The following is a 25,473-nucleotide window of genomic DNA, read 5'->3' on the forward strand; positions in this document are numbered from 1 at the left end:
CACACCATCAATCTATCCCTGACTACGGCCAGGGGGAGTGCAGCAAGGAGTCAAGCATGAGTAGCGTCACCGTCGACCATGTAGCGAACCCGAGCGGACATGAGGATCACCATCATGCCCATGCCACCCCTAGCGGCTGGCGTCGCTGGTTATTCGCCACCAACCACAAAGACATCGGGACCATGTACCTGATCTTCTCGTTTGTGATGTTGCTCGAAGGCGGCGTGCTGGCTCTGCTGCTGCGGACCGAACTATTTCAGCCCGGTCTCCAGTTTTTCCGGCCCGAGCTGTTCAATCAGTTCACCACCATGCACGGCCTGATCATGATTTTCGGCGCGATCATGCCGGCCTTTGTGGGCTTTGCCAACTGGATGATTCCGCTGCAGATTGGTGCTTCGGACATGGCCTTTGCCCGCATGAACAACTTTAGCTTCTGGCTTTTGCCAGTCGGCGCGATCCTGTTCACTGCTTCATTCTTTGTACCTGGCGGCGCCCCGGCCGGCGGCTGGACCATGTATGCCCCCCTGTCCTTGCAAATGGGTCCAGGCATGGACTTCACCATTTTTGCAGTCCACATTCTGGGGGCATCGTCCATCATGGGGGCCATCAATATTGTGGTGACGGTCCTGAACATGCGCGCCCCCGGCATGACCCTGATGAAAATGCCGCTGTTTTGCTGGACCTGGCTGATTACCGCTTATCTGCTGATTGCCGTCATGCCCGTACTGGCCGCAGCCGTGACCATGCTGCTGACCGATCGCCACTTTGGCACCCATTTCTTTAACGCGGCCGGCGGCGGCGACCCGGTTCTGTACCAGCACATCTTCTGGTTCTTTGGCCACCCCGAGGTCTACATCATGATCTTGCCGGCCTTCGGGATTGTGTCGGCCATTGTTCCGGCCTTCTCGCGCAAACCCTTGTTCGGCTATGCCTCCATGGTGTATGCCACGGCCGCCATCGCCATCTTGTCGTTTCTGGTGTGGGCTCACCACATGTTCACCACCGGAATGCCCGTGACCGGGCAACTGTATTTCATGTACGCCACTATGTTGATCTCCATCCCTACCGGGGTGAAGATCTTTAACTGGGTGGCTACCATGTGGCGTGGCTCGCTGTCCTTTGAAACGCCCATGCTGTTTGCCATCGGCTTTATCTTCGTGTTCACGATTGGCGGTTTTACAGGCCTGATCCTGGCCGTGGCGCCGATTGATATTGCGGTCCACGACACCTATTACGTAGTGGCTCATTTTCACTATGTGCTGGTTGCCGGATCGCTGTTTGCCTTGTTTGGCGGCGCCTACTACTGGCTGCCCAAGTGGACGGGCCGCATGTACAACGAACGCCTGGGCAAGATTCATTTCTGGTCCACCATGATCTCGTTCAACGTGACCTTCTTTCCCATGCATTTTCTGGGTCTGGCGGGCATGCCGCGTCGTTATGTGGACTACGCTGGCCAATTCACGGACTTTCACCAGATTGCCACCATTGGCGCCTTCTGGTTTGGGCTGTCGCAACTGCTGCTGATCTACATCGTGATTCAGGCAGCTCGCGGCAAAGGCGAAGCGGCCAGTGCCAAGCCCTGGGAAGGCGCGGAGGGGCTGGAGTGGACCGTTCCCTCGCCCGCACCGCATCACACGTTTGAAATCCCCCCTGTCGTCAAATGAGCTGGAGGAACGCCCTATGACTCCCGAACAACGCCGTCGCAACCGCCGTCTGGGACTGCTCCTGGCTGCGTTCGTCATTGCCATCATGGCCTGGACCTTTCTGAAAGGCAGTCAATTTTTAGGACAGTGATATGGATGACGATTTTCGGGACCTCACACGGCGCAAGCTCAGCTTTTTCCAGACCTTGAAAGCCATTGCCTGGGGTTTTTTTGGAGTCCGTCGTGGTCGCGACCATGAACAGGACATTGCCAAGATCAATCCGGTCTATCTGATTATTGCCGCCTTGATCGCCACGGTTGTTTTCGTTGTGGGCCTGATTATGGTGGCCCGCTGGTTCATTGGTCAGGCCAGCTGAACCCTGGCCGAAGACGGCGCCCCCCGGGCACCTGACCCGAAGGAGAACACTATGCATGTCGAGACTACGGCTCACCCGTCCAAGGCGCCGTATTACTACGTTCCCGGCTTGTCGGGACATCCGGTACGCGCCAGTCTTTCTCTGTGCCTGACACTACTGGGGGCGGCGACCTGGATCAATGACTGGCCAGGTGGTTTCTGGGTGTTTCTGGTCGGGATTCTCAGCTTCTTGCTGGTCCTGTATTTCTGGTTCAGTGATGCCATACGCGAATCCGAAACTGGCCTGAACAGTGCCCGTGTCGATGTCTCCTACCGCTGGAGCATGTCTTGGTTCATCTTTTCAGAAGTCATGTTTTTTGCGGCTTTTTTCGGGGCTCTTTGGTATACCCGTGAAATTGCCACCCCCCTGTTAAGTGACCTGGATCACCGCGCCCTGCTCTGGCCCGACTTCACGGGCACCTGGCCCAACCAGGGCCCGGCAGGCACCATTGCCCCCTTTCAGACCGTAGGCCCACTGTGGCTGCCCACCATCAACACGACCCTGCTGCTGACCTCGGGCGTGACGCTGACCATTGCTCATCATGCCTTGCGTGCCAGCAAGCGCAGCAGCGCGATTTTCTGGTTGTTCATGACCGTTGCCCTGGGGGTTGCGTTTGTGGCCTGCCAGGCATACGAATACCTGCACGCCTACGCTGAGCTGAACCTGAAGTTCACCTCCGGCGCCTACGGGGCCTTGTTCTACATGTTGACGGGCTTTCACGGGTTTCACGTGATTATCGGCGCCACCATGCTAACGGTGATGCTGATACGGTTGATACGCGGTCACTTTACTGCCGAGCATCATTTTGGCTTTGAGGGTGCCGCCTGGTACTGGCACTTTGTGGACGTGGTCTGGCTGGGTCTGTATCTGTACGTGTACTGGTTCTAGCAATGCATGCACCAGGCCTGTCTGTACGGGCCTGGTGTGTTCTTTCATGCCAAGGGTACGCCAGTGCTTTCAATCCAGCCCAGATAATGGGCCAGCAAGACAAACAGGAACAGGGCCACGGACAAACCCACACGCCAGGTCAGGGCATAAGCCATACGACTGGAATTGCCCCGGTCCCGCATCAGGTACACCAAGGCAGATCCCAACGAAACAATAATCCCCAGAAACACGATCAGGACTAGCACACGCATTACGTCTCCCCCGCTTCAGGTTGAATGGATGTCCAGCAACAATTCTCGTTCTTCTTCGACTCGACCCCTGCTTGCCCTGCTCTGTTTGGGTTTGCTGATGCTGCTGTTCATGAACCTGGGACGCTGGCAATTGAGCCGCGCACAGGAGCGTCAAAACCTGGCACAACAAATCGCTCAAGGCCGCCAGCAAGCCCCTTTGCACATCGATTCCAAAGCCAGCCTGGACAAAGGCGCTTTGTGGCAGTCGGTCGCCGTGCACGGCTCCTGGCGCAGTGAGTTAACTGTACTCCTGGATAATCGCAATTTCAAAGGTAAGCCGGGCTACTGGGTGGCGACTCCTTTTGTACTGGATGAAGGCGATCTGACGGGCTCCAGTCTGCTGGTGCTACGCGGATGGCTGCCGCGCGAACCTGGTCAAGCCCCCGAGGTCCCACCTGCCCCCACTGGCTCCCAAACCATTGTCGGCGAACTGCTGGAACGAGTGCCGCGTCTGTTCGAATTGGGCAACAGCCCCCTGCCCGAGCAGTTGCCCACCTCGTCGCGCACACCACCTGTCGTGCAAAACCTGAGCCTGGAGCAGTTGCGCAGCCGCATTGACGTGCCGTTGCTGCCGCGTGTACTGGCCCAGACCGCGCCCGCCTCCTCGCTGCAAACCCAATGGCCCGACCCCAATATCGATTTTGAGAAAAACCGCGGCTACGCCCTGCAATGGTTCGGCTTTGCCCTGATTGCCCTGTGTGCCTGGATCGGTGTAGCGTGGAAATGGCTGCGACGCTCCAGGCCCCATTTCGCCTCTACAAGGAAGACCTGACGTGGACACGACTCAAGCCCCTGCCCGCCCGCGTTCCCTGACTCCGCTGTACCTGCTGCTGGCGGTCAGCCTGGCACCCGTGCTGTTTGCACTGGCCGCCTATTACATTCCGGCCTTGGGACTGCGACCCGCTGAAAGCAATGCCTATGGTCAGTTGATCGAGCCACAACGCAGCGTGCCTGCGCAAGCCTTATTGCCGCTGCAGACGCTGGATGGTCAGGCCTTTGATCTGCAATCGCTGCGCGGCCGCTGGGTGCTGGTCAGTGCCGATGACAGCGCCTGTCCCGAAAGTTGCGTGCGCAAGCTGTTCATCCTGCGCAACTCCCACGCCAGCCAGGGCAAGAACGTGGATCGCCTGGCCCGCGTCTGGTTTGTGACCGACTCCGGCCAACCCTCCGAGCAAATTCTGGAGGCTTATAAAGGCACCCACATGCTACGGGCCGACCCACAGCAACTGGCCCCGTTTCTGGCACCTGGCGCCCCAGGCCAGGCCCCCGAGCAAGCCGTCAAAAACGGCATGTGGATCATCGACCCCAATGGCAACCTGATGATGGCCTTTCCCGGTGATGCCGACCCACTCAAGGTTCGTACCGATATACGCAAACTGCTGAACAATTCACGCATCGGATAAACGCATGACCGATATCCGCCATCGCTACCGCAAGCTGGTCTACCTGACCTGGTTCCTGACCCTGGACCTGATCATGTTCGGCGCCTTTGTGCGCCTGACCGATTCCGGCCTGGGCTGCCCGGACTGGCCTGGCTGCTATGGCAAGCTCACGCCGCTGGGCGCAGGTGCACATATCGAACAAGCTTATCAAGCCATGCCCTATGGCCCAGTCAGCTGGGGCAAGGCGTGGATCGAGATGATTCACCGTTATGTGGGCGCGGCCTTGGGCATGCTGATTATTGCCATCGTCTGGATGGCTTGGCGACATCGTCACGCCCTGGGGCACTCCGCCCGGCTGGCTCTGTTCACCTTGCTGGCGGTGTGCGTGCAAGGAGCATTTGGCGCCTGGACGGTTACCCACAAGCTAATGCCCCTTATCGTCACCACCCATTTGCTGGGCGGCATGAGCGTACTGGCCTTGATGACCTGGCTGGCTACCCGCGAGAATCCTGGCCCACCTGTCTTGTTGTCCACCCGTCGTTGGCGACCCTGGCTGATCGGTGCCTTTCTCCTTCTGACCATTCAGATTGGGCTGGGCGGCTGGGTCAGCACCAATTACGCGGCACTGGCCTGCATGGACTTTCCGCAATGCCACGGCCAATGGATTCCCGACATGGACCTGCACGGCGGATTTTCACTGTTTCGTGCGCTGGGCGAGCTGCCATCCGGTGAAATGATTTCCCAGGCCGCACTGACTGCCATTCACTGGGTTCATCGCAATATGGCCTTTCTTGTCTTTCTGATTCTGGGATCGGTCGCCTGGAAATTGCGCGCCGATCCTGTCTTGCGTCGCCCCGCCACCGGGGTGCTGTTGCTCTTGCTGGCCCAGCTCGTCACGGGGTTAACCACGATCTTTTTTCAATGGCCTCTTTTGATTGCCGTCCTGCATAATGGGGGAGCTGCCGGTCTCGTTTTATGCTGCGTCACCCTGTTGGTACGGCTTTCCCGCAAGTCGACTGTCCCCCAAGGAATACAGTATGACAAACACCGCCACCCTGGCTCCCGCCTCGCTCCTGCGCCAATATCTGGTACTGACTAAACCGCGCGTCACCCAGTTGGCTGTTTTCTGTGCCGTTATCGGCATGTTTCTGGCTGCTCCCGGCCTGCCCGATCCCGGCACAGTCGTAGCCGGCACACTGGGCATATGGATGTTGGCTGCCGCCGCCTTTGCCATCAACTGCCTGATCGAAAGCCAGATTGATGCCCGCATGCTGCGCACTGCCCGTCGCGGTACTGCCCGCGGCACCATTACCCCACCTCAAGTCCTGGCCATGTCCGGTTTGCTGGGTGGCATAGGCATGCTGGTGCTGTATTACTGGGTGAATCCGCTGACCATGTGGCTGACCTTGGCCACCTTCATCGGTTACGCGGTGATTTATACCGTGATCCTCAAACCCCTGACCCCACAAAACATCGTGATCGGCGGTTTGTCCGGTGCCATGCCCCCCGCTCTGGGGTGGGCAGCGATTGCCAACGCCGTACCGGCAGAAGCCTGGCTGCTGGTGCTGATTATCTTCATCTGGACGCCCCCCCACTTCTGGGCATTGGCCTTGTATCGCCAGCACGACTACCAGCGTTCGGGGCTGCCCATGCTGCCCGTCACCCACGGCAAGACTTTTACGACGCTGCATGTGCTGCTCTACAGCTACATCCTGATGGCCTCCAGCCTGCTGCCCTTCGTCATCCGCATGAGCGGCGTGCTGTATCTGGTGGCTGCCATCGTGCTGGGCGCACGTTTCATTCAATATGCCCATCAACTGCACCGCAACTACAGCGATGAACTGTCCCGCAAGCTGTTCCGCTTCTCCATTATTTATCTGGCGGTTCTGTTTGGGGCCTTGCTGATAGATCATTGGGTGCGGCTTATTTAACCGTCCGCCAAAAAAACGGGTCACAGCAGACCCGTTTTTTTTCGACTAGGCTTCTACTGTCCGTTCCCAATCAGGTGGCAAGGGCGGGCCCACAAAGTTTTCTGCCTCGCTCAAGGCATGCGCCAAACCAAACAAGGGTGGCAATTCTTCGTGCTGACGCTGGCCGGACTCGAATTCCTGCCAGACCTGATACGCGCGTTGGCGCTGTCGCACCACGGCCTCGATCTTTTCACTGAAGATGGGATCTTTGCCACGCAAGGTATCGAAATCACGCTCGGTCAGCATCAGCAGGCGGCTATAGCCCAGGGAGCGCACTTCACCAACGTGGTCGCTGTGCTCCACAACATTGACCTCACCAATCGTCTGCCCTGTCCCCAGTTCCACCAGGCTGCCATCAGGCAAGGTCAACTCCAGCGCCCCGGACGCCACAAAGAACATGGCACGCATGCCGCCATAGCGCAAATGGATCTTTTGATCTGGCAGCGCCAGACGTGGGCGCAAGCGTCGAGCCAGCTCTTTTTTGGCTTGCTCGGAGATGCCGTCGAACATGGGCACCTGCGCAATCAGCTCCATGGCGCTCATGGTCATGTCCAGAGTGGGACGCTCATCCAGATAGCGCCAGCGTTGCGTAATCTGTTTGACCAGATCCGCATACATCTCGCTGGTAATCAGGGAATGCGACAGCATGGTGCGATAGTGCGCCCGCTCTTGCGAGGCTGCCACACGCGCCAAATAGGATTCCTGCAACCATTGCGCAAACACCGGGTATTGCAGGGTCAGGGAGTGCAGGGCCTCTTCCAGCTGAGACAAACGTAACTTATGGGCCTGCACAATCGTACCGGTCGCCTGTTTCCCCAATAAGGGCGCCAATTCAGTCTCGGCAAAACGAATCAGACGCTGCGCCACCGAGCGTTTGGCGATCAGATTGGAGAAGCGTTTATCCAGTTCGCGTACCAGCCAGCCTTGCAAACCAAACAGATAATGCAGACGCAAAGCGGTACGAAAACCACGCGAATAGCGCAGGTCTGTTGCAATCGCCGCCTCAAAACCGGCCAAACCGGCCAGCCTCACTGTATCGTTCATGCGTTCGGCCCGGCTCAATAGGGCCTCGGCTGTTTTCCAATCCACAATCTGCGATTTCAGCAGCTCGTAAAACAGCTCCACCTCGCGGGCCGATAAAATCGCCATGCCCATTTTGATTTTCTGTGCCTCGGTCAGGCTTTGAATCTGGCCCGACGCCACACCGGCCTGACTGGCCTCAAAAACCGTACAAAGGCGCTCGATCACTTGTGGCTTGATCTGCTCTTGCCGCCCCAGTTCCTCGGTCTTGTCGCGCAGCTCTTCCAGCGCCAGACTCACCGCCTGATCGCGCAAATGGCGCTCCAGCGGTGTCAACTGATTCAAACCCAAACGACGAATCAAGGGCCGCAAGCTGATCCCGTTCACAAACAGGGTCAGCAGCACAAAGCCCGTGGTGGCCACACCGATGAACTGGCGCACATCATGCGGAATGGCGTGTTGTTCCGTAACCGCCAAGGCCAGCGCCAGGGAGACTGCTCCGCGCAGCCCGCCCCATAAAATCACCACCCGGTAAGGTCGACTGACCCGAGTGCCAAAGCGAGTACGGCCCAACAGAGGCAGCACGCCAAACACCATCGCAGCACGTGCCAGAAGCGTCACCCCAAACAGCAATACAACCAGACCAATCTGCATCCAGGTGATTTCTGCCATCAGGCGCGGAATCAACATGGCGGCGAACAGAAAAATTAGGGAATTGGCCAGAAACCCCATCTGGGTCCAGGAGCTGCTTAACAGTTCGAAAGTCGCGGGCGACATGCGGGTGCGACCCGTGGAACCCACCACCAAACCGGAAATGACGGTAGCGACCACTCCCGACACACCCAGATAGTGTTCGGATACAAAAAAGGCCAGGTACGCCAAGGCAATGGTCAGGGTTACTTCAGCAGCGGGCCAACCCCGCAAGAGCACAAACAGACCACTGGCCAGCCGTCCCATTAAGAAGCCCGAGATCCCCCCACCCAGAAAACTGAACAGGAAGCTGCCCAGCACCGTACTACCACTTAACTCACCACCTCCGGTCAGCACCGCCAGCAGCACGGAATACAGAGCAATGGAAGCGGCGTCGTTAAACAGGGCCTCCCCTTCGACCAGCGTGGACAACCGTTTGGGTGCGCCCACTTCACGGAAGATGCCCACCACGGCGACAGGGTCTGTCGTGGCCACAATCGCGCCCAACATCAAACAGACTACCAGTCCATAAGACGACGCCGCGTTCAAGGCGTAACCCACGGCAAAGGTACAGACCACCACGGCCACAATTGCCATCATCAAAATGGCACCGATATCATCGAGCAAGCGGCGCAAGTTCATGGCCAGCGATGTCTCGAACAACAAGATGGGCAAAAAGGCGTATAGAAAAGTCTCGGACGAGATGTCGAAGGCCTGCAGGGTATTGAGAAAGTCCGACACCATCTTGGGCGCCCAGGCATGCAAATGCAGCAGGATGCCCAGCGCAAAGCCGATCAAGGCCAGTAGTACGGAATACGGTAGTCGCAGGCGTCCAGCCAAAGGCGGCATAAAGGCGACCAATCCCAACAGGCCTGCCAGTCCAAAAACAAACTGCCCAATGTGCATCGCGACATCCTTTGTCATCGGCATTGACCCGATTGGCATGTGCCTACGCATTCAGACATGGGCAAGCCAGATCGGCACGGAAAATCCCCCCGCTTTCCGCAGGAATCAGAATAGCGCTTTTTCCCCGGCCCACAGCCGCCAAATTATCTTTTTCTCGCAAAATTTACGTTTTTTGGCCTGTGCCGGGGCACACACTCATCCGTAAAGCGGCAACTCAAAACCTGCGCCAGCGCAAATTCGCCCCTGACATAACTGGTTATACTTTCGCATCATGAGTTTTCCGCGCTCCTTCCTCGCCGCCCATGCCTGGCCCCATCGACTGGGCCTGTGTCTGTTGCTGCTGGCTGTGGTGTTGCGCGGAGTCGTGCCAACCGGCTATATGCCTAAACAGGGCGATCAAGGCTATGCCCTGGCCTTTTGTCTGCCTTCCGGACAGAGCCTGCCACCTGAAATGGCGCAACACTGGGCCGCCCTGTTAGGCGAGGACGCCACAGCGCACTCCGATCAGGCCACCACCAGCGCCACCTGCCCATTCTGCGTCATGCTGCAAGCGGCTCTGACACCCGCGCCTGTCGCGCTCGTGACGCCCTTGAGCCTGGGCCATTTCCGGCCCTTGTTGCTTCCGGCACTCCACCCGGCCCTGGCCCAAACCTTTATTCGCGGCCCACCCGTGGGGCCACGCGCTCCTCCCTTCCTTCTTCCTGCCTGATTCCTCGCGTTCGGCGCTGCCGCTACGCTTTCTCTGCCCTGCAGCTCTCGACCAAGCGGGTATGCCGCTGGACGATGGCTGCGCTTTGGAATTTAGTCATGAAGAACCTAGTAAGCCCCGGCCTGATCCGCGCCGGTGTTCTGGCCTGCCTGCCCTCTATGGCCCTGGCCCAAGCCACCGTTATTGAACAACTGAGCCCCATTGTGGTGACAGGTGTGGCCCCCGAGTCGCCCCTGCAATTTAGTACCAACCCCAAGCTGCCCCGCCTTCCCTTGCCGGCCAGCGACGGCACCGACTACCTGAAAACAATTCCGGGTTTTGCCGCCATCCGCAATGGCGGCAGCAATGGTGATCCAGTACTGCGCGGCATGTTTGGCTCGCGTCTGAACATACTGACCAACGGCAGCGCCATGCCCGGTGCCTGCCCGTCCCGGATGGATGCGCCTACCTCCTACATTTCGCCCCAGTCCTTTGATGAGCTGACCATCATCAAAGGCCCACAAAGCGTACGCTGGGGGCCGGGCGCTTCTGCCGGAACGATACGTTTCGAGCGCACAGCACCCGGTTTCACCGAGAACGATGCCACGCTGGAAGCCAGCCTGCTAGGCGGGTCGGCAGGACGCCACGCCGGAAACGTGGATTTCGCGGCCGGCAATGCCTCTTACTATGCCCGCCTGACCGCCAACCAGGACCGCGCGCAGGACTACAAGGATGGGGACGGCGAGCGCGTCCCCTCACGCTGGAAAAAATGGAATACCGATGTCGCCATTGGGCTGACACCCGATAGCGACACTTTACTGGAGCTTAGCGCCGGTACGGGCGACGGGTATGCCCGCTACGCAGGACGTGGCATGGACGGCACGAAGTTCAAGCGCGAAAACCTGGGGCTACGCTTCAAGAAAGAGATGCAGGAAGGGGCTGTGCGCCAGGTGGAGGCCCAGCTCTACTACAACTACGCCGATCACGTTATGGACAACTATGAGCTGCGCCCCTTCAAACCCAGCGCTGGCATGTCCATGCCCATGGCCTCCAATGTGGATCGCCTGACCTGGGGCGGACGCATCAGTGTGGATTGGGCGTTACGCGACGATTTGACCCTGACGACCGGTACCGATGTGATGCGCAGCCGCCATCGCAAGCGCAGCGGTATGGGTATGCAGGATTACCGTGATCAGGATTGGATAAAAGATGCGGAGTTCGACAATATCGGCCTCTTTACCGAGGCGCGTTGGGATCTGAACGATAACAGTCGTCTGATTGGTGGCGCACGTCTGGACTGGGCCAGCGCCCGGGACCTGCGTCCCAGTCTGGGCAGCGGCATGATGAGCAAGCCCAACCCCGGTGCCAACGAACGTCGCAAAGAAACCCTGCCCAGCGCCTTTATACGTATTGAGCATGATCTGCCAAGCCTGCCCTTGAGCCTGTACGCCGGTATCGGCCATGTACAGCGCATGCCAGACTACTGGGAGCTCATTTCTCCAGCCAGCGGCCCACAGGGAAGTCCCAGCGCCTTCCTGGGCATTCAACCAGAAAAAACCACGCAACTGGATATTGGCGCACAGTACAAGGATGACACGGTCTCGGCCTGGGCCTCGGCTTACCTCGGCCAGATTCAGGACTACATCCTGTTCGACTACCTGCCTGGCGGCATGATGGGCAGAAAAACGCAGGCTCGCAACGTCAATGCTCGTATTATGGGTGGCGAATTGGGTGCCGACTGGAAAGTCTCCCCCAGTTGGACGCTGGGCAGCAGCCTGGCCTATGCCTGGGGCAGCAACCGCACAGACAGTCGGGCTCTGCCACAAATGCCCCCTCTGGATCTGCGTTTAACGGCGGACTATGTACACGGCCCTTGGTCTGCAGGCGGTATCTGGCGCATTGTGGCCAAGCAGACGCGCTACGCTCGAGATCAGGGAAATGTGGTTGGTTATGATTTCGGGCCTACCGGGGGATTTAGCACGGTGTCGCTGTACGGAGGCTACAAAATCAACCGTAATCTGTCCCTGACAGCCGGTGTCGACAATCTGTTCAACAAAACCTATGGTGAACACTTGAATCTGGCCGGTAACAGCGGTTTTGGCTTTGGCGCCGCCACGCGCTTTAATGACCCTGGCCGCACCCTCTGGCTACGCGCAGCCCTGTCCTTCTAAGCCTTCCGTATAAGCCCTAGCCGGGTCTGACCGACCCGGCTGGGCAAACGGCAGCAGCATCAGGACAAAAAAAAGGGACACCTGGTCGGTGTCCCGTAAACATCCGCTTCAAAAGGGAGGGGAAGAGGAGAAGCCGAAGCGGACGTGCAAATGCCGATATGCGTAGGTGGCAAAAATCAGCAAATGTATTGTTTAGTCCGCGAAGATCAGCGTAAGTTCAGCCCTTTTCCCTGAAAAGTTGTAACTCTTTAAAACGGCTTACACGGCAGCAGACAGCGCCACGCGCAGCTTTTTGAACGCGGCCACTTCAATCTGACGGATACGCTCGGCCGACACGCCAAACTCAGCAGCCAGATCGTGCAAAGTGGCACCGCCATCATCCTGCAACCAGCGTGCGCGCACAATCCGCTGCGAACGCTCGTCCAACGTGTCGATCGCCTCTTCCAGGCCACTGCCTTCCAACATGTCCTGAGCGCGGCGCTCCAGCACGCGGCTCGGCTCCTCGTGTCCTTCATCGGACAGATAGGAAATAGGCGCGAAATTGTCATCATCGTCGTTGGTCGGGGCCTCCAGAGCCATATCGTGACCCGACAGGCGCACTTCCATCTCGCTGACGTCCTGTGGGCGCACGTCCAACTCACGCGCAATCGCATCGACCTGCGCGGTATCCAAGGTTTGTCCGTCCGGACGCATACGACGCAGGTTGAAAAACAGTTTGCGTTGGGCTTTGGTCGTGGCCACTTTCACCATGCGCCAGTTGCGCACGACGTATTCATGAATCTCGGCCTTGATCCAATGCACGGCAAACGACACCAAACGCACCCCGCGATCGGGATCAAAGCGCTTGACGGCTTTCATCAGGCCCACATTGCCCTCCTGGATCAGGTCGGCATGGGGCAATCCATAACCCAGATATTGACGGGCAATGGAGACCACCAGACGCAGGTGCGACAAAATCAATTCACGCGCGGCATCCAGATCATCCTGGTCGCGCAGGCGCTGACCCAGCTCGGTTTCGCGCTCGGCGCTGAGCATGGGCAGGCGGTTAACGGCAGAGATATACGCTTCGATCGTCCCCAGTGCGCCTGGATTAGACACGGCGGCGACCAGTTCATTACCAGACGCCAGGGCCAAAGCGTTCGCTTGTTGTGTCATGGAAAATCCTTAAAAAGTCAGCCGGCGAGAACACTGAGCAAGGCTCTCAAACCGCGGAAAACGCATTTCATCAATGATTGAGTTTAGCACTCGATGCTCTGGAGTGCTAAAAATTTCAAATACAGGAATAAGAGCGTCGCAGCAAGGAAAAGTTCACTCTTTAGCGTCAAACTGCAATAAATCGGTGGGCAGAACGCCACAAACAAGCTGAAAACCGTGGCAGCCTGAGAGTAACGCCTTTACGCCCACCTGAAAACAACAAAGTGCGACCTGGTTTATCCGCCAATCACAGGCGCTCGGCGTGAAAGTCCAGGTGGTCCTGAATGAAGGTCGAAATGAAGTAGTAGCCGTGGTCATAGCCTTCGTGGCGACGCAAGGTCAAAGGCTGCTTGGCCTGTTCACAGGCCTGCTCAAAGACGTCCGGATACAGTTGCTCGGCCAGAAAGCCATCGCTCAAGCCCTGGTCCACCAAAATACCAGCCGGATAAGGGGTGCTGCGCTTGCTCATCAAGGCACTGGCGTCGTGCTGCTCCCAGGCCTGACGGTCCTGACCGAGATAGGCACCGAAGGCTTTTTCGCCCCACGGACAACGGCTGGGGGCCGCAATAGGAGCGAAAGCCGATACAGAGCGATATTTACCGGGATGGCGCAGGGCCAAGGTCAAGGCACCATGGCCCCCCATGGAGTGGCCAAAAATACCCACACGACTGGCATCGCCGGGCAAGAGGGTCGTGACCAGATCAAAGAGCTCCTGGCTCACATAGCTTTCCATGCGGTAATGCGTGCTCCAGCTAGGTTCTGTGGCATCCAGATAGAAACCGGCCCCGGTTCCCAGGTCCCAGCCATCGTTCTCTCCTTCCACGCCAGCGCCACGCGGGCTGGTGTCGGGAGCAACGAGCATGATGCCGTGCTCGGCAGCATAGCGCTGAGCACCGGCCTTGATCATGAAGGTTTCTTCTGTGCAGGTCAGCCCAGCCAGGAAAAACAGGACAGGCACACGGCCTTGGCCGACGGCCTCGGCCAGATTGGTCGCACCCTTTTGGGCATGGGCCTGCAACTGAGGCGGCAGGTACACAGAAAAACGCATGGGCAAACCGATCGTCTGCGACGCGTGTTGGTAGTAGCGCTGCCAACCATTAAAACAGCGATGTTCGTTAAGCAGTTCCAGTGTCTGAGTCATAGCCCCCTCGTGTTCTCAATAGCAAATCCGGCCCAGGATCAGTGAAAGCACCCGAAGACCTCCCACCGCTCCTGGACCGGGATAAAGGGTGCGGGCGCACGCCTGCCCCCTCATGACGATCGCAATCAGTACATCACCACCGAACGAATGGACTTGCCTGCGTTCATCAGGTCAAAGCCTTCATTGATACGCTCCAGCGGCAAGGTGTGGGTGATCAGGTCGTCGATATTGATCTTGCCATCCATGTACCAGTCCACAATCTTGGGGACATCGGTACGACCACGAGCGCCGCCAAATGCAGAGCCTTTCCATTCACGGCCCGTCACCAGTTGGAACGGACGGGTAGCGATTTCAGCGCCAGCCTCGGCTACGCCGATAATGATGGACTGGCCCCAACCGCGGTGACAGCATTCCAGGGCTTGGCGCATGACCTTGGTGTTGCCGATACATTCAAACGAATAATCCGCACCGCCATCAGTCAGCTGAATAATGTGGTCCACCACGTTTTCAACGTCATTGGGGTTCACAAAATCCGTCATGCCGAACTGGCGGGCCATGGCTTCGCGCTCGGGATTGATATCCACACCAATGATCTTGTCCGCACCCACCATCTTGGCGCCCTGGATCACGTTCAGGCCAATCCCGCCCAAACCAAACACCACCACGTTGGCGCCCGCTTCCACCTTGGCAGTAAACAGGACAGCGCCCAGGCCGGTGGTCACGCCACAGCCGATGTAGCACACCTTGTCGAACGGAGCATCACTACGGATCTTGGCCAGCGCAATTTCAGGCACCACGATATGGTTGGCGAAGGTCGATGTGCCCATGTAATGGTGAACCGGTTTGCCGCCGATGGAGAAACGCGAGGTGCCATCGGGCATCAAACCCTTGCCCTGGGTAGAGCGAATGGCTGTACACAGATTGGTCTTGCGCGACAGGCAGGATTTGCACTGACGACATTCGGGCGTGTACAGGGGGATTACATGATCGCCAGGGCGCAGGCTGGTGACACCCGCGCCGACATCCAACACCACGCCTGCACCTTCATGGCCCAAAATGGCGGGAAACAAACCTTCCGGGTCAGCGCCCGACAGGGTGTAGTAATCAGTATGGCAAATGCCTGTCGCCTTGATCTCGACCAACACTTCGCCTGCTTTGGGGCCTGCCAGATCGACCTCTTCAATCGTTAGCGGCGCGCCCGCTTTCCAGGCAACAGCTGCACGTGTTTTCATGTGGTCCACCCTCCGGGTAAAAGTAATTATGGTTACGGTCAACTCGGTCCTTCGGGACCAAACTATTAAAGTATAAGAAATATTTTATAAGGCGCGGCCTGTCGGCCGACTCCTTGTATGGGTAAAGCCCCGCCTGAGCAAAGCCGCACCGACCTCAGTACAAGGACGATTTGCCCGTCAAGAGCACACCCAGACGCAACATACCATATGCCAGATAATCGACCAGCCTGCTCAGCCAACCCAGACGCTGATAGTGTTCCTGATGAACCCGCGTGGCATTGTGCTCGATTTCGTATTCCAGCTTGGCCTGCAAATCCCGGGTGAACGGCGCATCCTGAATCAGGACATTGGCCTCACGCGCCAGCAACAGGCTGAACGGGTCCAGATTGGATGAGCCCACCATGGAGTAATCATCAATGACCGCCACTTTGGCGTGCAAGTAACTGGCCTTGTACTCGTACAGCTCGATGCCGTGGTCCAGCAACTGCCCGTACATAAATCTACAGGCCCGATATTGCAGAAAATACTCGGCATGACCTTGCAGCAACAAACGCACCCGCACGCCCCGCTGTGCCGTCTGCTCAATGCGTCGCCGCAGGCTGCGGCCCGGGAAAAAGTAAGCATTGGCCAAAATCACCTGTTGCTGCGCCTTGCCCAGCAGGTGCAAGTAAGCCTGCTCAATCTGCTGACGATAGCGCACATTATCCCGCAGCAACAAGGTGGCCCGGACCCCCTCGAACACCTCTCCGGCCTGCTGCGCTTTCTTGCGAGCCTGACGCCGTTTGCGCCACTCGCGCCAAGTGGTGAAGCGTTGCGTAAAACTGTCCCAGTCCTTGCGTCTGCGCCAGGCCATGCGCAGCCACAAGGCCTGTTGGGCGCGCACCATATCATCGACGATCGGCCCCTCGCAGCGCACGGCAAAATCAAAACGTGGCCTGCCCTTCCCATCGATTAGCGGCACCTCATCAAAATCATCCAGGATATTGATGCCGCCCACAAAACCAATGCGCTCATCAACCACCAGCATCTTGCGGTGCAACCGGCGCAAACGTCGTAGGGATAGACGCGGCTCCCGCCATCCTTTGGGCTTGGGTCGGTAAATTCGATAACGCGCTCGCATGGCCTTTAACTGCTCAGCGATCTGCAAGGCATAGACATCACTGCCAAAGCCGTCGATCACCACACGCACGCGTACCCCTCGCTCACAGGCCCGACGCAAGGCGTCCAGAACACTGTGACCGCTATCATCCAGGTTGAAGATATAGGTTTCCAGATGCAGGCGCTTGGTGGCCTGATCGATCGCCTGACAAATAGCCGGAAAAAACTCCTGCCCATTTTGCAGCAAGGTGATCTGATTACCATCGTGCCAAAGTGGATCGCGCTTCAGACTCGGCATGTTTGCAAGGCCTATGCGTTAAGAAACCACTGAACGGCAAAGCTCCTTCAGGGCAGCTCCAGCTCAGTCAGGATAGGGGCATGATCAGACAACTGCTTCCAGGGGTCCCCCACCAGCACACGGGCATTACGGACCGCGAAACCACGCTGATAAACCCGATCCAGTCGTAGCCAGGGGAATGCCGCTGGGAACGTGCGGGGAGGAGGCGTCATGCGCGCTGCGCCGTTCACACCCAGTTGTATGCCCTGCTCAGGCACCACCAACCCGCTTTTACGCCGGGTACGCAGCCACTTGATGGGCTGGCGCAAGCGGAAACGGTTATCAACCTGTCCGCGAGGCGAGAAAGAAAACACTTCGTACAGGTTCAATTGCTGCACAAAAATCGGGGCCAGCCGGTTATTCCAGTCATTGAAGTCGCCCGCAATCAGCAACGGCTCATCGGCCGGGACAATGCGCTTGATGCGATCGAGCAGCGCCTGCACCTGACGAACCCGGCCACTGTTAAACAGTCCCAGGTGGACCACAATGCAGTGCACCGGGCGGCCATCAATATCAATGACCGCATGGAGTAGACCACGCTGCTCCATGCGGTGATCCGAAATATCCTGGTTTTCATACTGCAGGATAGGAAAACGCGATAGCAAGGCATTGCCGTGGTCCGTATACGGACGAACCACATTGCAGCCATAGGCCGTATTCATGCGCAAGGCCGCAGCCAAAGACTCATGCTGGGCGTCCAGACTGCTTTGCAGCTGGTTGCGCCCCTGCACTTCCTGCAAAAACAGCAAGTCGGGAGACAGTCCGTACAGTCCCAGGCGCAAATCCGCCAAGGACTCTCGTTTGCCAGAAGCCGAGCGTCCTTTGTGAATGTTGTAGCTGACTACCCGAATCACTGACACGCCGTCCCCCGATTTGACTTATTTGTTGTCCACGGCCCGCAGACGGATATGCAACTCGCGCAGTTGCTGCTCATCCACCGCCGAGGGGGCCTGAGTCAGCAAACACTGAGCACGCTGCGTCTTGGGGAACGCGATCACGTCACGAATCGAATCCGCGCCCGCCATCAGGGTAACCAGTCGGTCCAGTCCCATGGCCAGACCGCCGTGTGGAGGTGCACCGTATTGCAAGGCATCAAGCAGGAAGCCAAATTTGAGCTGAGCCTCTTCAGGGCCAATCTTCAAGGCATTGAATACTTTACTTTGAACATCGGCGCGGTGGATACGGACCGAGCCGCCACCCACTTCCCAACCGTTCAGCACCATGTCGTAGGCCTTGGCAAAGGCCTTGCCGGGATCGGTTTCCAACAGATCTTCGTGACCATCTTTGGGGCTGGTGAACGGGTGGTGAGCGGCGAAGTAGCGGTTCTCGCCCTCGTCGTACTCGAACATGGGGAAGTCCACCACCCACAGAGGTTTCCAGCCTTCTTCGAATAGGCCGTTTTCCTTGCCGAACTCGCTGTGACCGATCTTGATACGCAGCGCGCCGATCGCGTCGTTGACGATCTTGGCCTTGTCGGCACCAAAGAAGATCAGGTCACCATTCTGAGCACCTGTGCGCTCCATCAACTGCTTCAGAACCTCTACATTGATGTTCTTGACGATGGGCGACTGCAGGCCCTCAGGAATCGAGGTCACATCGTTGACCTTGATGTAGGCCAGGCCCTTGGCGCCGTAAATACCGACAAACTTGGTGTAGGCGTCGATTTCGCTGCGGGGCATGGCGCCACCGCCAGGAATGCGCAAGGCAACCACACGGCAGCTTGGGTCGTTGGCCGGTGCGGAAAAGACCTTGAAATCCACTTCACGCATCAGGTCAGCCACATCCACGAACTCCAGCTTGACGCGCAGATCAGGCTTGTCCGAGCCGTAGCGCTGCATGGCTTCAGTCCAGCTCATGGTGGGGAACTTGGGCAGCTCCACATTTTGCACCGTGCGGAAAATATGTGTGACCATGCCCTCGAAAATCTCGCGAATCTGCTCTTCGTTCAGGAAAGAGGTTTCGCAGTCGATCTGGGTAAATTCGGGCTGGCGGTCCGCACGCAAGTCCTCATCGCGAAAGCACTTGGTGATCTGGTAGTAGCGGTCAAAGCCCGACACCATCAGCATCTGCTTGAACAGCTGGGGCGACTGGGGCAGCGCAAAAAATTCGCCGGCGTTCACACGCGAAGGCACCAGATAGTCGCGAGCGCCTTCGGGGGTGCTCTTGGTCAACATGGGCGTTTCAATATCGATGAACCCCAGGTCGTCCAGGTAGCGACGGGCCTGCATGGACACTTTGTAGCGCAGCATCAGGTTGTTCTGCATTTGCGGACGACGCAAATCCAGGACACGGTGCGTCAAACGGGTGGTTTCGGACAGATTGTCATCATCAAGCTGGAAAGCGGGTGTGACCGAAGCGTTCAGGATCTCGATTTCGTCACAGACGATCTCGATTTCGCCCGAGCGCAGATCCGAATTGACCGTGCCTTCGGGACGAGCCTGAACACGACCGGTAATGCGCAGGCAGTACTCATTACGGATGCGCTCAGCCACTTCAAAGGCCTGCACGTTGTCAGGATTGACCACAACCTGCGCCAGACCCTCACGGTCGCGCAGATCAATGAAAATCACACCCCCGTGGTCGCGGCGACGATGTACCCAGCCAAACAAATTGACCGTCTGGCCCAGGTATTCTTTGGAAACCTCGCCGGTATAACACGTACGCATCTAGGATGACTCCGAAATAGTAAAAACTGCAAATTGGAAAATTCAGGTTCCAGCCAAAGGGGGCGTCCCTTCAGGGCCCGCAGGCTGGTCAGAAACTGGGGGTAGGGCTATGGGCTCGACAGGGCTGACCACGCCCATGGATACGATGTATTTAAGCGCTGCATCCACCGTCATGTCGAGCTTGTGAACGTCCGCCCGAGGCATCATCAGGAAAAAACCGGAGGTCGGGTTGGGCGTCGTGGGCACGTAGACACTGACAAAGTCGTCTCCCAGTATCTGCGCCACTTGTCCGCCCGGTGTACCGGTTAAAAAGGCAATGGTCCAGGAGCCGGCCCTGGGATACTGCACCAGGACAGCCTCGCGAAAAGCCTGACCGTCGGGTGCCAACACCGTATCGCTGACTTGCTTGACCGAATTATAAATGGAACGAACCAAAGGAATACGCCCAAGTAGCAATTCCCAACGATCCACCATCGCACGGCCCAGGTAATTGGCCGCCAGCAAACCCGTGCCGAACAAAACCGCCAGCACCAGCAAAATTCTAAAGCCGGGAATCCGCAGGCCAAACAAGGCCTGCGAAGACAGGAACTCCGGCACAACGCTCTCCAGCGTCTCGATCAGCAAGGTCAGCACCCAGACTGTAATGACCAGGGGCACCCAAATGAGCAGACCAGTGACGAAATAACGCTTGAAGGGGCGCATAAGAAATAGTGTTAACTGGACGTTGAAGGCGCAGGCGCCGACGAAGCAGCTGGCGTGGATGCCGAGCCGCTGTCCGCAGGCTTGCTGCCACCCTGGTTACGGAAGTCCGTTACATACCAGCCCGTACCCTTGAGCTGGAACCCGGCCGCCGTTACCTGTTTGGTAAAGGTGGGCTGATTGCATTCTGGACAAACCTCTAAAACGGGGTCCGACATTTTTTGCAGCACATCTTTTTCGTATTGGCACGAGCTGCATTTATACGCATAGATTGGCACGACTCATCCTAACTAAAAAAAGCCGAAACAAATTTCGAGATACCAGTAAATGGGGGCGGCACCTGCCCATTTCAAGCCGGCGCCCCGCTCAACGAGCCCCCGCAAACACGTCACGGGAGCGCTTCTGGCTTGATTTTAGCCCTTTTGGCGTTCAATCGCACTGAACTTGCTCCCCGCCAGAGTCACCGCGCAAGGTGGGCACCAGGTTCAGATCAGAAACAGGCAGGCAGCAACCAGGGTGGGCGCGGCCGCACTGAGCAACAAGCGCAACGGCGAGATGGCGCCGTCCGGGAAACTGCCTTTCAGAATGGAGAAACCGGCTGGATTGGGCGCATTGGCGATCACTGTCAAACCGCCCCCTGTGACCGCACCCGCGACCAGCATGTAACGCCAGATCTCCGAGGTCCCCTCAACCAGGGAGCCCAGGTAAGTCAAGGCCGCGTTGTCGGTGACAGCCGTCAAGGCGGTAGCCCCCCAGAACAGCACCGTGGGCGACAGACCACCCAGCAGATCCTGAAGCCACCATTTTTGTAGTCCACCCAGCACCACCAGCCCTGCCAGGAAAAAGCCGACCATCAAACCTTCACGCACCAGCAAGGGGCTTTGGTAGTGTTTGTACGAGTGGGCATAGCCGATGAACAGCATCAACAAGGCCATGAACACAATTGGATGATGCGCGCCCAAGACAATCGCAACCAGAAAAGCCACATGAATGGCCATGACGGTCACAGGCACGGAACGCTGCGTCTTGGCTTCCTGGGGCATGCCCTGGCCCATTTCCAGCAAGGCCTTGCGGCACACCAGCGTGACCAACGTGGCATTGATCAGCACCGCGACGACCGCACGCCACCCGAAGTGGGTGGACATATAGGCTGTATCCCAGCCAAAGGTACTGGCCACCATCAGGACGGGCGGGGCCGCATAGGCCGTCAGGACGCCGCCGATGGAGACGTTCACAAACAGAACACCCACGGTCAAATACTTGAAGCCGGCATGGCCTTGATGACGGAAATAGGCTTTATGCAGCAGGAGCGCCGCCAGGGTCATGGCGGCCGGCTCGGTAATCAGCGAACCGGCCAGAGGCACCACGGAAATCGTAATGAAATACGTGGAAATCTTGTCAGACATGGGAAGCGCACGGGCCAGGACGGACACCGTCTTGTTCACCAGCTCTAAAATGGGACGGCTGGCCGCGACCACCATGATCGCAAACACGAACATGGGTTCGGTAAAGTTGCGCCCTTCCAGATACTCAATCGCCGACTGTAAATCCACAAAAACAGCCATATAGGCCACCAGCACACAGGCCCACACGCCAAACACCGCCTCAACCTCGGACAACATGTGCCACAGCCCTGCATGGCTGCCGCCTTTATTGGCCAAGCGTGCAAACACCGGAACCGAAAAGGTGTGGACGATGGCAATGGCAAACAGCGCCGTTGCAACATACTCAAGAGGAGAGGCCATTTTTCAAACCTTTAAAACTTTACGTAAATTGCTTGAATACGTATCAAGCCAAACGGAGAGTGCCGGCCAAAGCAGCCACCACCAGCAAGACACCAACCCAGATGTTGGCACGGAAAAGGCGCAGGCCTCGTTCGGGATAGCGCACGTCAAAATGCCGCATTTGCCACAGCAGATGCAGCGCAATCAGCGCCATGACCGCGTAATACAGAATACGCTCGTTCAGCAGATAACCGCCGATCAGCCAGCACAACATGGCGGCAATGTAAAAACCGCTGATCCAGGTCTTGCCTGCCTCGCGAAAACGCAGCGCCGTGGAGTGCAGACCCAGCTTGGTATCGTCAGCCATGTCGATATAGGCATAGATGGAGTCGTAGCCAACCTGCCACAAAATCGCGCCCACCCACATCAGGATGGCACCAAAAGGCACCATGTTCTGGGTGTCCGACCAGGCCATCAACATGCCCCAGTTAAAGCAGATGCCCAGGACCACTTGCGGCCAATAGGTAAAACGCTTGCACAGGGGATAAATCATCACAATCGGGAACAAGGCCAGCGCCAGCCACCGGCTGTATTCATTGATCGCCAACAGCAGCAAGGCACACACGGCCATTTGCGCCAGCACGAAGAGCACGGCCTGACGCATGGTGATCTGGCCACTGGTCAAGGGACGAAAACGGGTACGCTCGACCTGATGGTCGAAATTGCGATCCGCCATATCGTTAAAGCAGCAGCCAATACCGCGCATCAGCAAAGCGCCCAGGGAAAAGATCACCAGACGCCACAAGGTGGGCAGTCCGTCCGCGGCCTGCACCAGAGCGGCAAGCGCGGGCAGCAGAGTCAACCAGGTGCCTACTGGCCGATCCAAGCGGCACAGCCGGGCATACGGCCCCCAGGAGGCAGGCAGATAGCGGGCTACCCAATCATTGTTGGGGCGCATATCAGACAGATCTGGACGCGGGGGGGCTTTCGAAGCGGATGGAGATGTCATAGAGGTAAAACCCAAATCCAGGCCCTGGGCCATAGACCGAAAACAAGCATACCCTCTGACAGAGGGTATGCGGTGGATTCCAGAAACCCGTTCACGCTCTGGGAGCCAAGAAAGTGCAATAAGCGGCGCTGAAAACCACAACGCTGGCTGAGCCAGCGCTTGAAAAGGCGCAAACCCGTCTGGCTGCGCCCCATGCCCGTCAGATAGCGATCAGGCTTCTTTGATGAGTTTACCCAAGATGGCAATGCCTTCGCGAATTTTTTCCTCGGGTACGGTCGCAAAGCTCAGGCGCAATGTGTTGCGCTTGACGCCATTGCCCGCGTAGAACGGCTCACCAGGCACAAAGGCCACCAGATTTTCAATGGCTTTTTGCAACAGGGCCGTGGCATCCACATGCTCGGGCAAGGTCACCCAAATGAACATGCCACCCTCAGGACGGGTCCATTGGGCCGTGTCCGGGAAGTTCTTGTCCATGGCGTCCAGCATGATGGCGCACTGTTTCTGGTAAATATCGCGCACTTTGGGCAGGTGCTGTTCCAGGAAACCGTTATGTACGGCTTCGTAAACCGCCATCTGTGTCAGTGTGGACGTGTGCAAGTCCGTGGCCTGCTTGATCTGCACCAGTTTGTCGATGATTTTGGCAGGGGCCACGATGTAACCCAGGCGCAGGCCGGGAGCCAGCACTTTGGAGAACGTGCCCAAACGCACCACAGTCGCGCCTGCCTTGCGCCCCAGGGACAGCAGGCTGGGCAGGCGCTCGCCGGCATAACGCAACTCGCCGTAGGGATCGTCCTCGATAATAGGAATATGGGCCGCAGCGCAGCGCTCCACCAGATCCTGGCGGCGTTCCAACGGCAGACGCAAGCCGGTCGGATTCTGGAAATTGGGCAAGGCGTACAACAGACGAGCGCCCATGGCCTCCGGTGCCGAGACATATTCGGGAATCATGCCCTGACCGTCAGTCGGAATGGCGACGAAAGAAGGATCGTAGACCGACAAGGCTTGCAAAGCGCCCAGATAGGTCGGGGACTCCACCAATACCTTGCTACCCTCGTCAATGAGCAGCTTGCCCAGCATGTCCAGCGCCTGCTGGGAACCGTTCACCAGCAAAATCTCATCGGCCTGAACGGGCGCGCCTTCGGCGCTCATCTGCTCAGCCAACCATTGGCGCAGCGGCAGATATCCTTCAGTCGTGGTGTATTGCAGTGCAGTCCGCCCCTGCTCGCTCAATACCTTGTTGAACGCGCTTTGCATTTCCTCGACAGGAAAGCCGACTGGAGTGGGCAGACCGCCCGCAAAGGAAATAATCTCGGGTCGCGCCGTGACCTTGAGAATTTCACGAATTGCGGAGCCACTCAGTTTCTGGGCACGTTGGGAAAAGGTAAAAGGCTGCGAGAGGGTATCCATGATTCGGAAAAGTCCTGAAGAAGAACGATTAAATACTTCATATGCAAACTTTATAGCTTGCAACAATGAACGCAGGATGCCGGAAAACCAGGCATCCTGCACCTTTGAATGAGTTATGACGCGGGTTTATTAGCGTATACCTTGCCACCAAGCGGCTTGCAGCGCAAGTAGCCAACGCGCATCCGCTCCGGATTTACCCTGAAAAAACAAGCTCTCGGCCCAGACAAACGTCGCGCTTTGTCTATACTTCATTATTGTATATACAATTAAAATCCGCATGGAGCCCTGCCACCATGAGCCAGCCCCACCCAAGCACTTTGTTTGGTCTGCTAACCATCAGTAAGCTGCCCGTGCAAAACTGGAAAAATGGGGGCGGCACCACACGCGAGATCCTGCGCCATCCCCCCCAAGCAGGATATGAAAGCTTTGACTGGCGCCTTAGCCTGGCCCATGTGCAGACCTCCGGTGATTTTTCCCGTTTTCCCGGTATAGAGCGCCATATCCTGCTCATCGAAGGCGAGCACATGCAGTTGATTCACAACGAACAGCGCCATGCACTGCATCCCTTCCAACCCTATGTCTTTGCGGGTGAGGACAAGGTGAGCTGCTTCTTGGCGCAGGGCCCTACCCAGGATTTGAATCTGATGGTGCGCCGGGGCCGGGCCCAGGGCCGTCTGCAGGCATGGGCGGGACGCGACACTCCTGTGCAGCTGGAGGCAGGCACGCACTTTCTGTACGCACCACGCGGCGGCTATACATGTCAGGCTGGAACCGCAAGCTGGGCTCTGACCGCAGAGCAGGCCCTGATCGGCTCCACCTCTGTCTCCGTCTCCTTGCAACTGACCGCCGATCATGCCGCGGCCCCGCTGGTCTACGCGTATATCGCCCCTACGGAATGACTG

The 25,473-nt window shown here is 57.7% G+C and carries 24 protein-coding genes; 11 read left to right on the forward strand and 13 right to left on the reverse strand.

Features of this window, described 5'->3' with window-relative positions:
- The first annotated feature begins 56 nt into the window (after positions 1-56).
- Genes ctaD through ACOZ42_RS15895 form a run of 4 tightly spaced genes read left to right on the forward strand, consistent with a single transcriptional unit; the run spans position 57 to position 2,947 of the window.
- Complete coding sequence (ctaD, locus tag ACOZ42_RS15880; protein WP_003805154.1) at positions 57-1,664, forward strand: cytochrome c oxidase subunit I; 1,608 nt, start codon at positions 57-59, stop codon at positions 1,662-1,664.
- A 16-nt stretch (positions 1,665-1,680) separates the two neighbouring features.
- Positions 1,681-1,794 (forward strand): cytochrome oxidase small assembly protein, encoded by a 114-nt coding sequence (locus ACOZ42_RS15885; RefSeq protein WP_219235321.1) that lies wholly within the window; start codon positions 1,681-1,683, stop codon positions 1,792-1,794.
- Between the two features lies 1 nt (position 1,795).
- Positions 1,796-2,020, forward strand: coding sequence for a DUF2970 domain-containing protein (locus ACOZ42_RS15890; RefSeq protein ID WP_003805158.1), 225 nt, complete (start codon positions 1,796-1,798; stop codon positions 2,018-2,020).
- A gap of 51 nt (positions 2,021-2,071) precedes the next feature.
- Positions 2,072-2,947 (forward strand): cytochrome c oxidase subunit 3, encoded by an 876-nt coding sequence (locus tag ACOZ42_RS15895; RefSeq protein ID WP_131071057.1) that lies wholly within the window; start codon positions 2,072-2,074, stop codon positions 2,945-2,947.
- A 44-nt stretch (positions 2,948-2,991) separates the two neighbouring features.
- Here the strand turns inward: ACOZ42_RS15895 and ACOZ42_RS15900 are convergent, their stop codons facing one another.
- Positions 2,992-3,198, reverse strand: a complete 207-nt coding sequence (locus ACOZ42_RS15900; RefSeq protein WP_003805161.1) for a twin transmembrane helix small protein — start codon at positions 3,196-3,198, stop codon at positions 2,992-2,994.
- A gap of 28 nt (positions 3,199-3,226) precedes the next feature.
- Here ACOZ42_RS15900 and ACOZ42_RS15905 point away from each other — a divergent pair, with 28 nt between their 5' ends.
- From ACOZ42_RS15905 to cyoE, 4 genes are read left to right on the forward strand one after another with little or no spacing between them, the layout of a single operon-like run.
- Positions 3,227-4,009 (forward strand): SURF1 family protein, encoded by a 783-nt coding sequence (locus ACOZ42_RS15905; RefSeq protein ID WP_219235325.1) that lies wholly within the window; start codon positions 3,227-3,229, stop codon positions 4,007-4,009.
- Position 4,010: 1 nt separating this feature from the next.
- Positions 4,011-4,640, forward strand: a complete 630-nt coding sequence (locus ACOZ42_RS15910) for an SCO family protein (protein WP_415301990.1) — start codon at positions 4,011-4,013, stop codon at positions 4,638-4,640.
- 4 nt (positions 4,641-4,644) lie between these two features.
- A complete protein-coding gene (locus ACOZ42_RS15915; RefSeq protein WP_426345360.1) occupies positions 4,645-5,718 on the forward strand; it encodes a COX15/CtaA family protein in 1,074 nt (357 codons plus the stop codon).
- Entirely contained in the window at positions 5,657-6,550 is an 894-nt protein-coding gene (gene cyoE / locus ACOZ42_RS15920) for a heme o synthase (RefSeq protein WP_059318100.1), read from the forward strand. The genes ACOZ42_RS15915 and cyoE overlap by 62 nt, the downstream gene beginning before the upstream one ends.
- 45 nt (positions 6,551-6,595) lie before the next feature.
- Here the strand turns inward: cyoE and ACOZ42_RS15925 are convergent, their stop codons facing one another.
- Positions 6,596-9,205 carry a cation:proton antiporter gene (locus tag ACOZ42_RS15925; RefSeq protein ID WP_059318099.1) on the reverse strand — a complete coding sequence of 870 codons (2,610 nt, stop codon included), beginning with the start codon at positions 9,203-9,205 and terminating at the stop codon, positions 6,596-6,598.
- A 271-nt stretch (positions 9,206-9,476) separates the two neighbouring features.
- Here ACOZ42_RS15925 and ACOZ42_RS15930 point away from each other — a divergent pair, with 271 nt between their 5' ends.
- On the forward strand, positions 9,477-9,914 hold the full coding sequence (locus ACOZ42_RS15930) for a DUF2946 family protein (protein ID WP_003805177.1): 438 nt from the start codon (positions 9,477-9,479) through the stop codon (positions 9,912-9,914).
- Between the two features lie 98 nt (positions 9,915-10,012).
- Positions 10,013-12,064 carry a TonB-dependent copper receptor gene (locus tag ACOZ42_RS15935; protein WP_219235327.1) on the forward strand — a complete coding sequence of 684 codons (2,052 nt, stop codon included), beginning with the start codon at positions 10,013-10,015 and terminating at the stop codon, positions 12,062-12,064.
- 258 nt (positions 12,065-12,322) lie between these two features.
- On the opposite strand, the gene rpoH is transcribed toward ACOZ42_RS15935, so the two are convergent.
- The 11 genes from rpoH to ACOZ42_RS15990 all read right to left on the reverse strand — a co-directional run bounded on the left by rpoH (position 12,323) and on the right by ACOZ42_RS15990 (position 24,571).
- Positions 12,323-13,219: an RNA polymerase sigma factor RpoH gene (gene rpoH / locus ACOZ42_RS15940; protein WP_003805180.1), complete on the reverse strand. Its 897-nt coding sequence runs from the start codon at positions 13,217-13,219 to the stop codon at positions 12,323-12,325.
- 286 nt (positions 13,220-13,505) lie between these two features.
- Positions 13,506-14,399 carry an S-formylglutathione hydrolase gene (gene fghA / locus ACOZ42_RS15945; protein WP_426345361.1) on the reverse strand — a complete coding sequence of 298 codons (894 nt, stop codon included), beginning with the start codon at positions 14,397-14,399 and terminating at the stop codon, positions 13,506-13,508.
- A gap of 125 nt (positions 14,400-14,524) precedes the next feature.
- Positions 14,525-15,631, reverse strand: coding sequence for an S-(hydroxymethyl)glutathione dehydrogenase/class III alcohol dehydrogenase (locus ACOZ42_RS15950; protein WP_003805184.1), 1,107 nt, complete (start codon positions 15,629-15,631; stop codon positions 14,525-14,527).
- A gap of 154 nt (positions 15,632-15,785) precedes the next feature.
- Positions 15,786-17,027: a cardiolipin synthase ClsB gene (clsB, locus tag ACOZ42_RS15955; RefSeq protein ID WP_003805185.1), complete on the reverse strand. Its 1,242-nt coding sequence runs from the start codon at positions 17,025-17,027 to the stop codon at positions 15,786-15,788.
- 47 nt (positions 17,028-17,074) lie between these two features.
- Positions 17,075-17,926: an endonuclease/exonuclease/phosphatase family protein gene (locus tag ACOZ42_RS15960; RefSeq protein WP_003805186.1), complete on the reverse strand. Its 852-nt coding sequence runs from the start codon at positions 17,924-17,926 to the stop codon at positions 17,075-17,077.
- 18 nt (positions 17,927-17,944) lie between these two features.
- Positions 17,945-19,732, reverse strand: coding sequence for an aspartate--tRNA ligase (aspS, locus tag ACOZ42_RS15965; RefSeq protein ID WP_003805188.1), 1,788 nt, complete (start codon positions 19,730-19,732; stop codon positions 17,945-17,947).
- A 42-nt stretch (positions 19,733-19,774) separates the two neighbouring features.
- Positions 19,775-20,434 carry a DUF502 domain-containing protein gene (locus ACOZ42_RS15970; protein WP_003805190.1) on the reverse strand — a complete coding sequence of 220 codons (660 nt, stop codon included), beginning with the start codon at positions 20,432-20,434 and terminating at the stop codon, positions 19,775-19,777.
- 11 nt (positions 20,435-20,445) lie between these two features.
- On the reverse strand, positions 20,446-20,649 hold the full coding sequence (locus ACOZ42_RS15975; protein WP_426345362.1) for an FmdB family zinc ribbon protein: 204 nt from the start codon (positions 20,647-20,649) through the stop codon (positions 20,446-20,448).
- A 267-nt stretch (positions 20,650-20,916) separates the two neighbouring features.
- Positions 20,917-22,176: a putative Na+/H+ antiporter gene (locus ACOZ42_RS15980; RefSeq protein WP_003805195.1), complete on the reverse strand. Its 1,260-nt coding sequence runs from the start codon at positions 22,174-22,176 to the stop codon at positions 20,917-20,919.
- Positions 22,177-22,219: 43 nt separating this feature from the next.
- Positions 22,220-23,164, reverse strand: coding sequence for a 4-hydroxybenzoate octaprenyltransferase (gene ubiA / locus ACOZ42_RS15985; RefSeq protein WP_039944086.1), 945 nt, complete (start codon positions 23,162-23,164; stop codon positions 22,220-22,222).
- Between the two features lie 210 nt (positions 23,165-23,374).
- Positions 23,375-24,571 carry a PLP-dependent aminotransferase family protein gene (locus tag ACOZ42_RS15990; protein WP_426345363.1) on the reverse strand — a complete coding sequence of 399 codons (1,197 nt, stop codon included), beginning with the start codon at positions 24,569-24,571 and terminating at the stop codon, positions 23,375-23,377.
- A gap of 293 nt (positions 24,572-24,864) precedes the next feature.
- Between ACOZ42_RS15990 and ACOZ42_RS15995 the strand changes: the two genes are divergently transcribed.
- Positions 24,865-25,470 carry a HutD/Ves family protein gene (locus tag ACOZ42_RS15995; RefSeq protein ID WP_003805201.1) on the forward strand — a complete coding sequence of 202 codons (606 nt, stop codon included), beginning with the start codon at positions 24,865-24,867 and terminating at the stop codon, positions 25,468-25,470.
- The last annotated feature ends 3 nt before the right edge of the window (positions 25,471-25,473 follow it).

Origin of the sequence: Alcaligenes sp. HNGD-HTN06 (assembly GCF_049932565.1) — a bacterium.
Lineage (GTDB): Bacteria > Pseudomonadota > Gammaproteobacteria > Burkholderiales > Burkholderiaceae_B > Alcaligenes > Alcaligenes ammonioxydans.

Excerpts from the sequence above, each read along its gene's own strand:
- ctaD (WP_003805154.1), top strand. The coding sequence starts at position 57 with ATGAGTAGCGTCACCGTCGACCATGTAGCGAACCCGAGCGGACATGAG.
- ACOZ42_RS15885 (WP_219235321.1), top strand. The coding sequence starts at position 1,681 with ATGACTCCCGAACAACGCCGTCGCAACCGCCGTCTGGGACTGCTCCTG.
- ACOZ42_RS15890 (WP_003805158.1), top strand. The coding sequence starts at position 1,796 with ATGGATGACGATTTTCGGGACCTCACACGGCGCAAGCTCAGCTTTTTC.
- ACOZ42_RS15895 (WP_131071057.1), top strand. The coding sequence starts at position 2,072 with ATGCATGTCGAGACTACGGCTCACCCGTCCAAGGCGCCGTATTACTAC.
- ACOZ42_RS15900 (WP_003805161.1), bottom strand. The coding sequence starts at position 3,198 with ATGCGTGTGCTAGTCCTGATCGTGTTTCTGGGGATTATTGTTTCGTTG.
- ACOZ42_RS15905 (WP_219235325.1), top strand. The coding sequence starts at position 3,227 with ATGTCCAGCAACAATTCTCGTTCTTCTTCGACTCGACCCCTGCTTGCC.
- ACOZ42_RS15915 (WP_426345360.1), top strand. The coding sequence starts at position 4,645 with ATGACCGATATCCGCCATCGCTACCGCAAGCTGGTCTACCTGACCTGG.
- cyoE (WP_059318100.1), top strand. The coding sequence starts at position 5,657 with ATGACAAACACCGCCACCCTGGCTCCCGCCTCGCTCCTGCGCCAATAT.
- ACOZ42_RS15925 (WP_059318099.1), bottom strand. The coding sequence starts at position 9,205 with ATGCACATTGGGCAGTTTGTTTTTGGACTGGCAGGCCTGTTGGGATTG.
- ACOZ42_RS15930 (WP_003805177.1), top strand. The coding sequence starts at position 9,477 with ATGAGTTTTCCGCGCTCCTTCCTCGCCGCCCATGCCTGGCCCCATCGA.
- ACOZ42_RS15935 (WP_219235327.1), top strand. The coding sequence starts at position 10,013 with ATGAAGAACCTAGTAAGCCCCGGCCTGATCCGCGCCGGTGTTCTGGCC.
- rpoH (WP_003805180.1), bottom strand. The coding sequence starts at position 13,219 with ATGACACAACAAGCGAACGCTTTGGCCCTGGCGTCTGGTAATGAACTG.
- fghA (WP_426345361.1), bottom strand. The coding sequence starts at position 14,399 with ATGACTCAGACACTGGAACTGCTTAACGAACATCGCTGTTTTAATGGT.
- ACOZ42_RS15950 (WP_003805184.1), bottom strand. The coding sequence starts at position 15,631 with ATGAAAACACGTGCAGCTGTTGCCTGGAAAGCGGGCGCGCCGCTAACG.
- clsB (WP_003805185.1), bottom strand. The coding sequence starts at position 17,027 with ATGCCGAGTCTGAAGCGCGATCCACTTTGGCACGATGGTAATCAGATC.
- aspS (WP_003805188.1), bottom strand. The coding sequence starts at position 19,732 with ATGCGTACGTGTTATACCGGCGAGGTTTCCAAAGAATACCTGGGCCAG.
- ACOZ42_RS15970 (WP_003805190.1), bottom strand. The coding sequence starts at position 20,434 with ATGCGCCCCTTCAAGCGTTATTTCGTCACTGGTCTGCTCATTTGGGTG.
- ACOZ42_RS15975 (WP_426345362.1), bottom strand. The coding sequence starts at position 20,649 with ATGTCGGACCCCGTTTTAGAGGTTTGTCCAGAATGCAATCAGCCCACC.
- ACOZ42_RS15980 (WP_003805195.1), bottom strand. The coding sequence starts at position 22,176 with ATGGCCTCTCCTCTTGAGTATGTTGCAACGGCGCTGTTTGCCATTGCC.
- ubiA (WP_039944086.1), bottom strand. The coding sequence starts at position 23,164 with ATGACATCTCCATCCGCTTCGAAAGCCCCCCCGCGTCCAGATCTGTCT.
- ACOZ42_RS15990 (WP_426345363.1), bottom strand. The coding sequence starts at position 24,571 with ATGGATACCCTCTCGCAGCCTTTTACCTTTTCCCAACGTGCCCAGAAA.
- ACOZ42_RS15995 (WP_003805201.1), top strand. The coding sequence starts at position 24,865 with ATGAGCCAGCCCCACCCAAGCACTTTGTTTGGTCTGCTAACCATCAGT.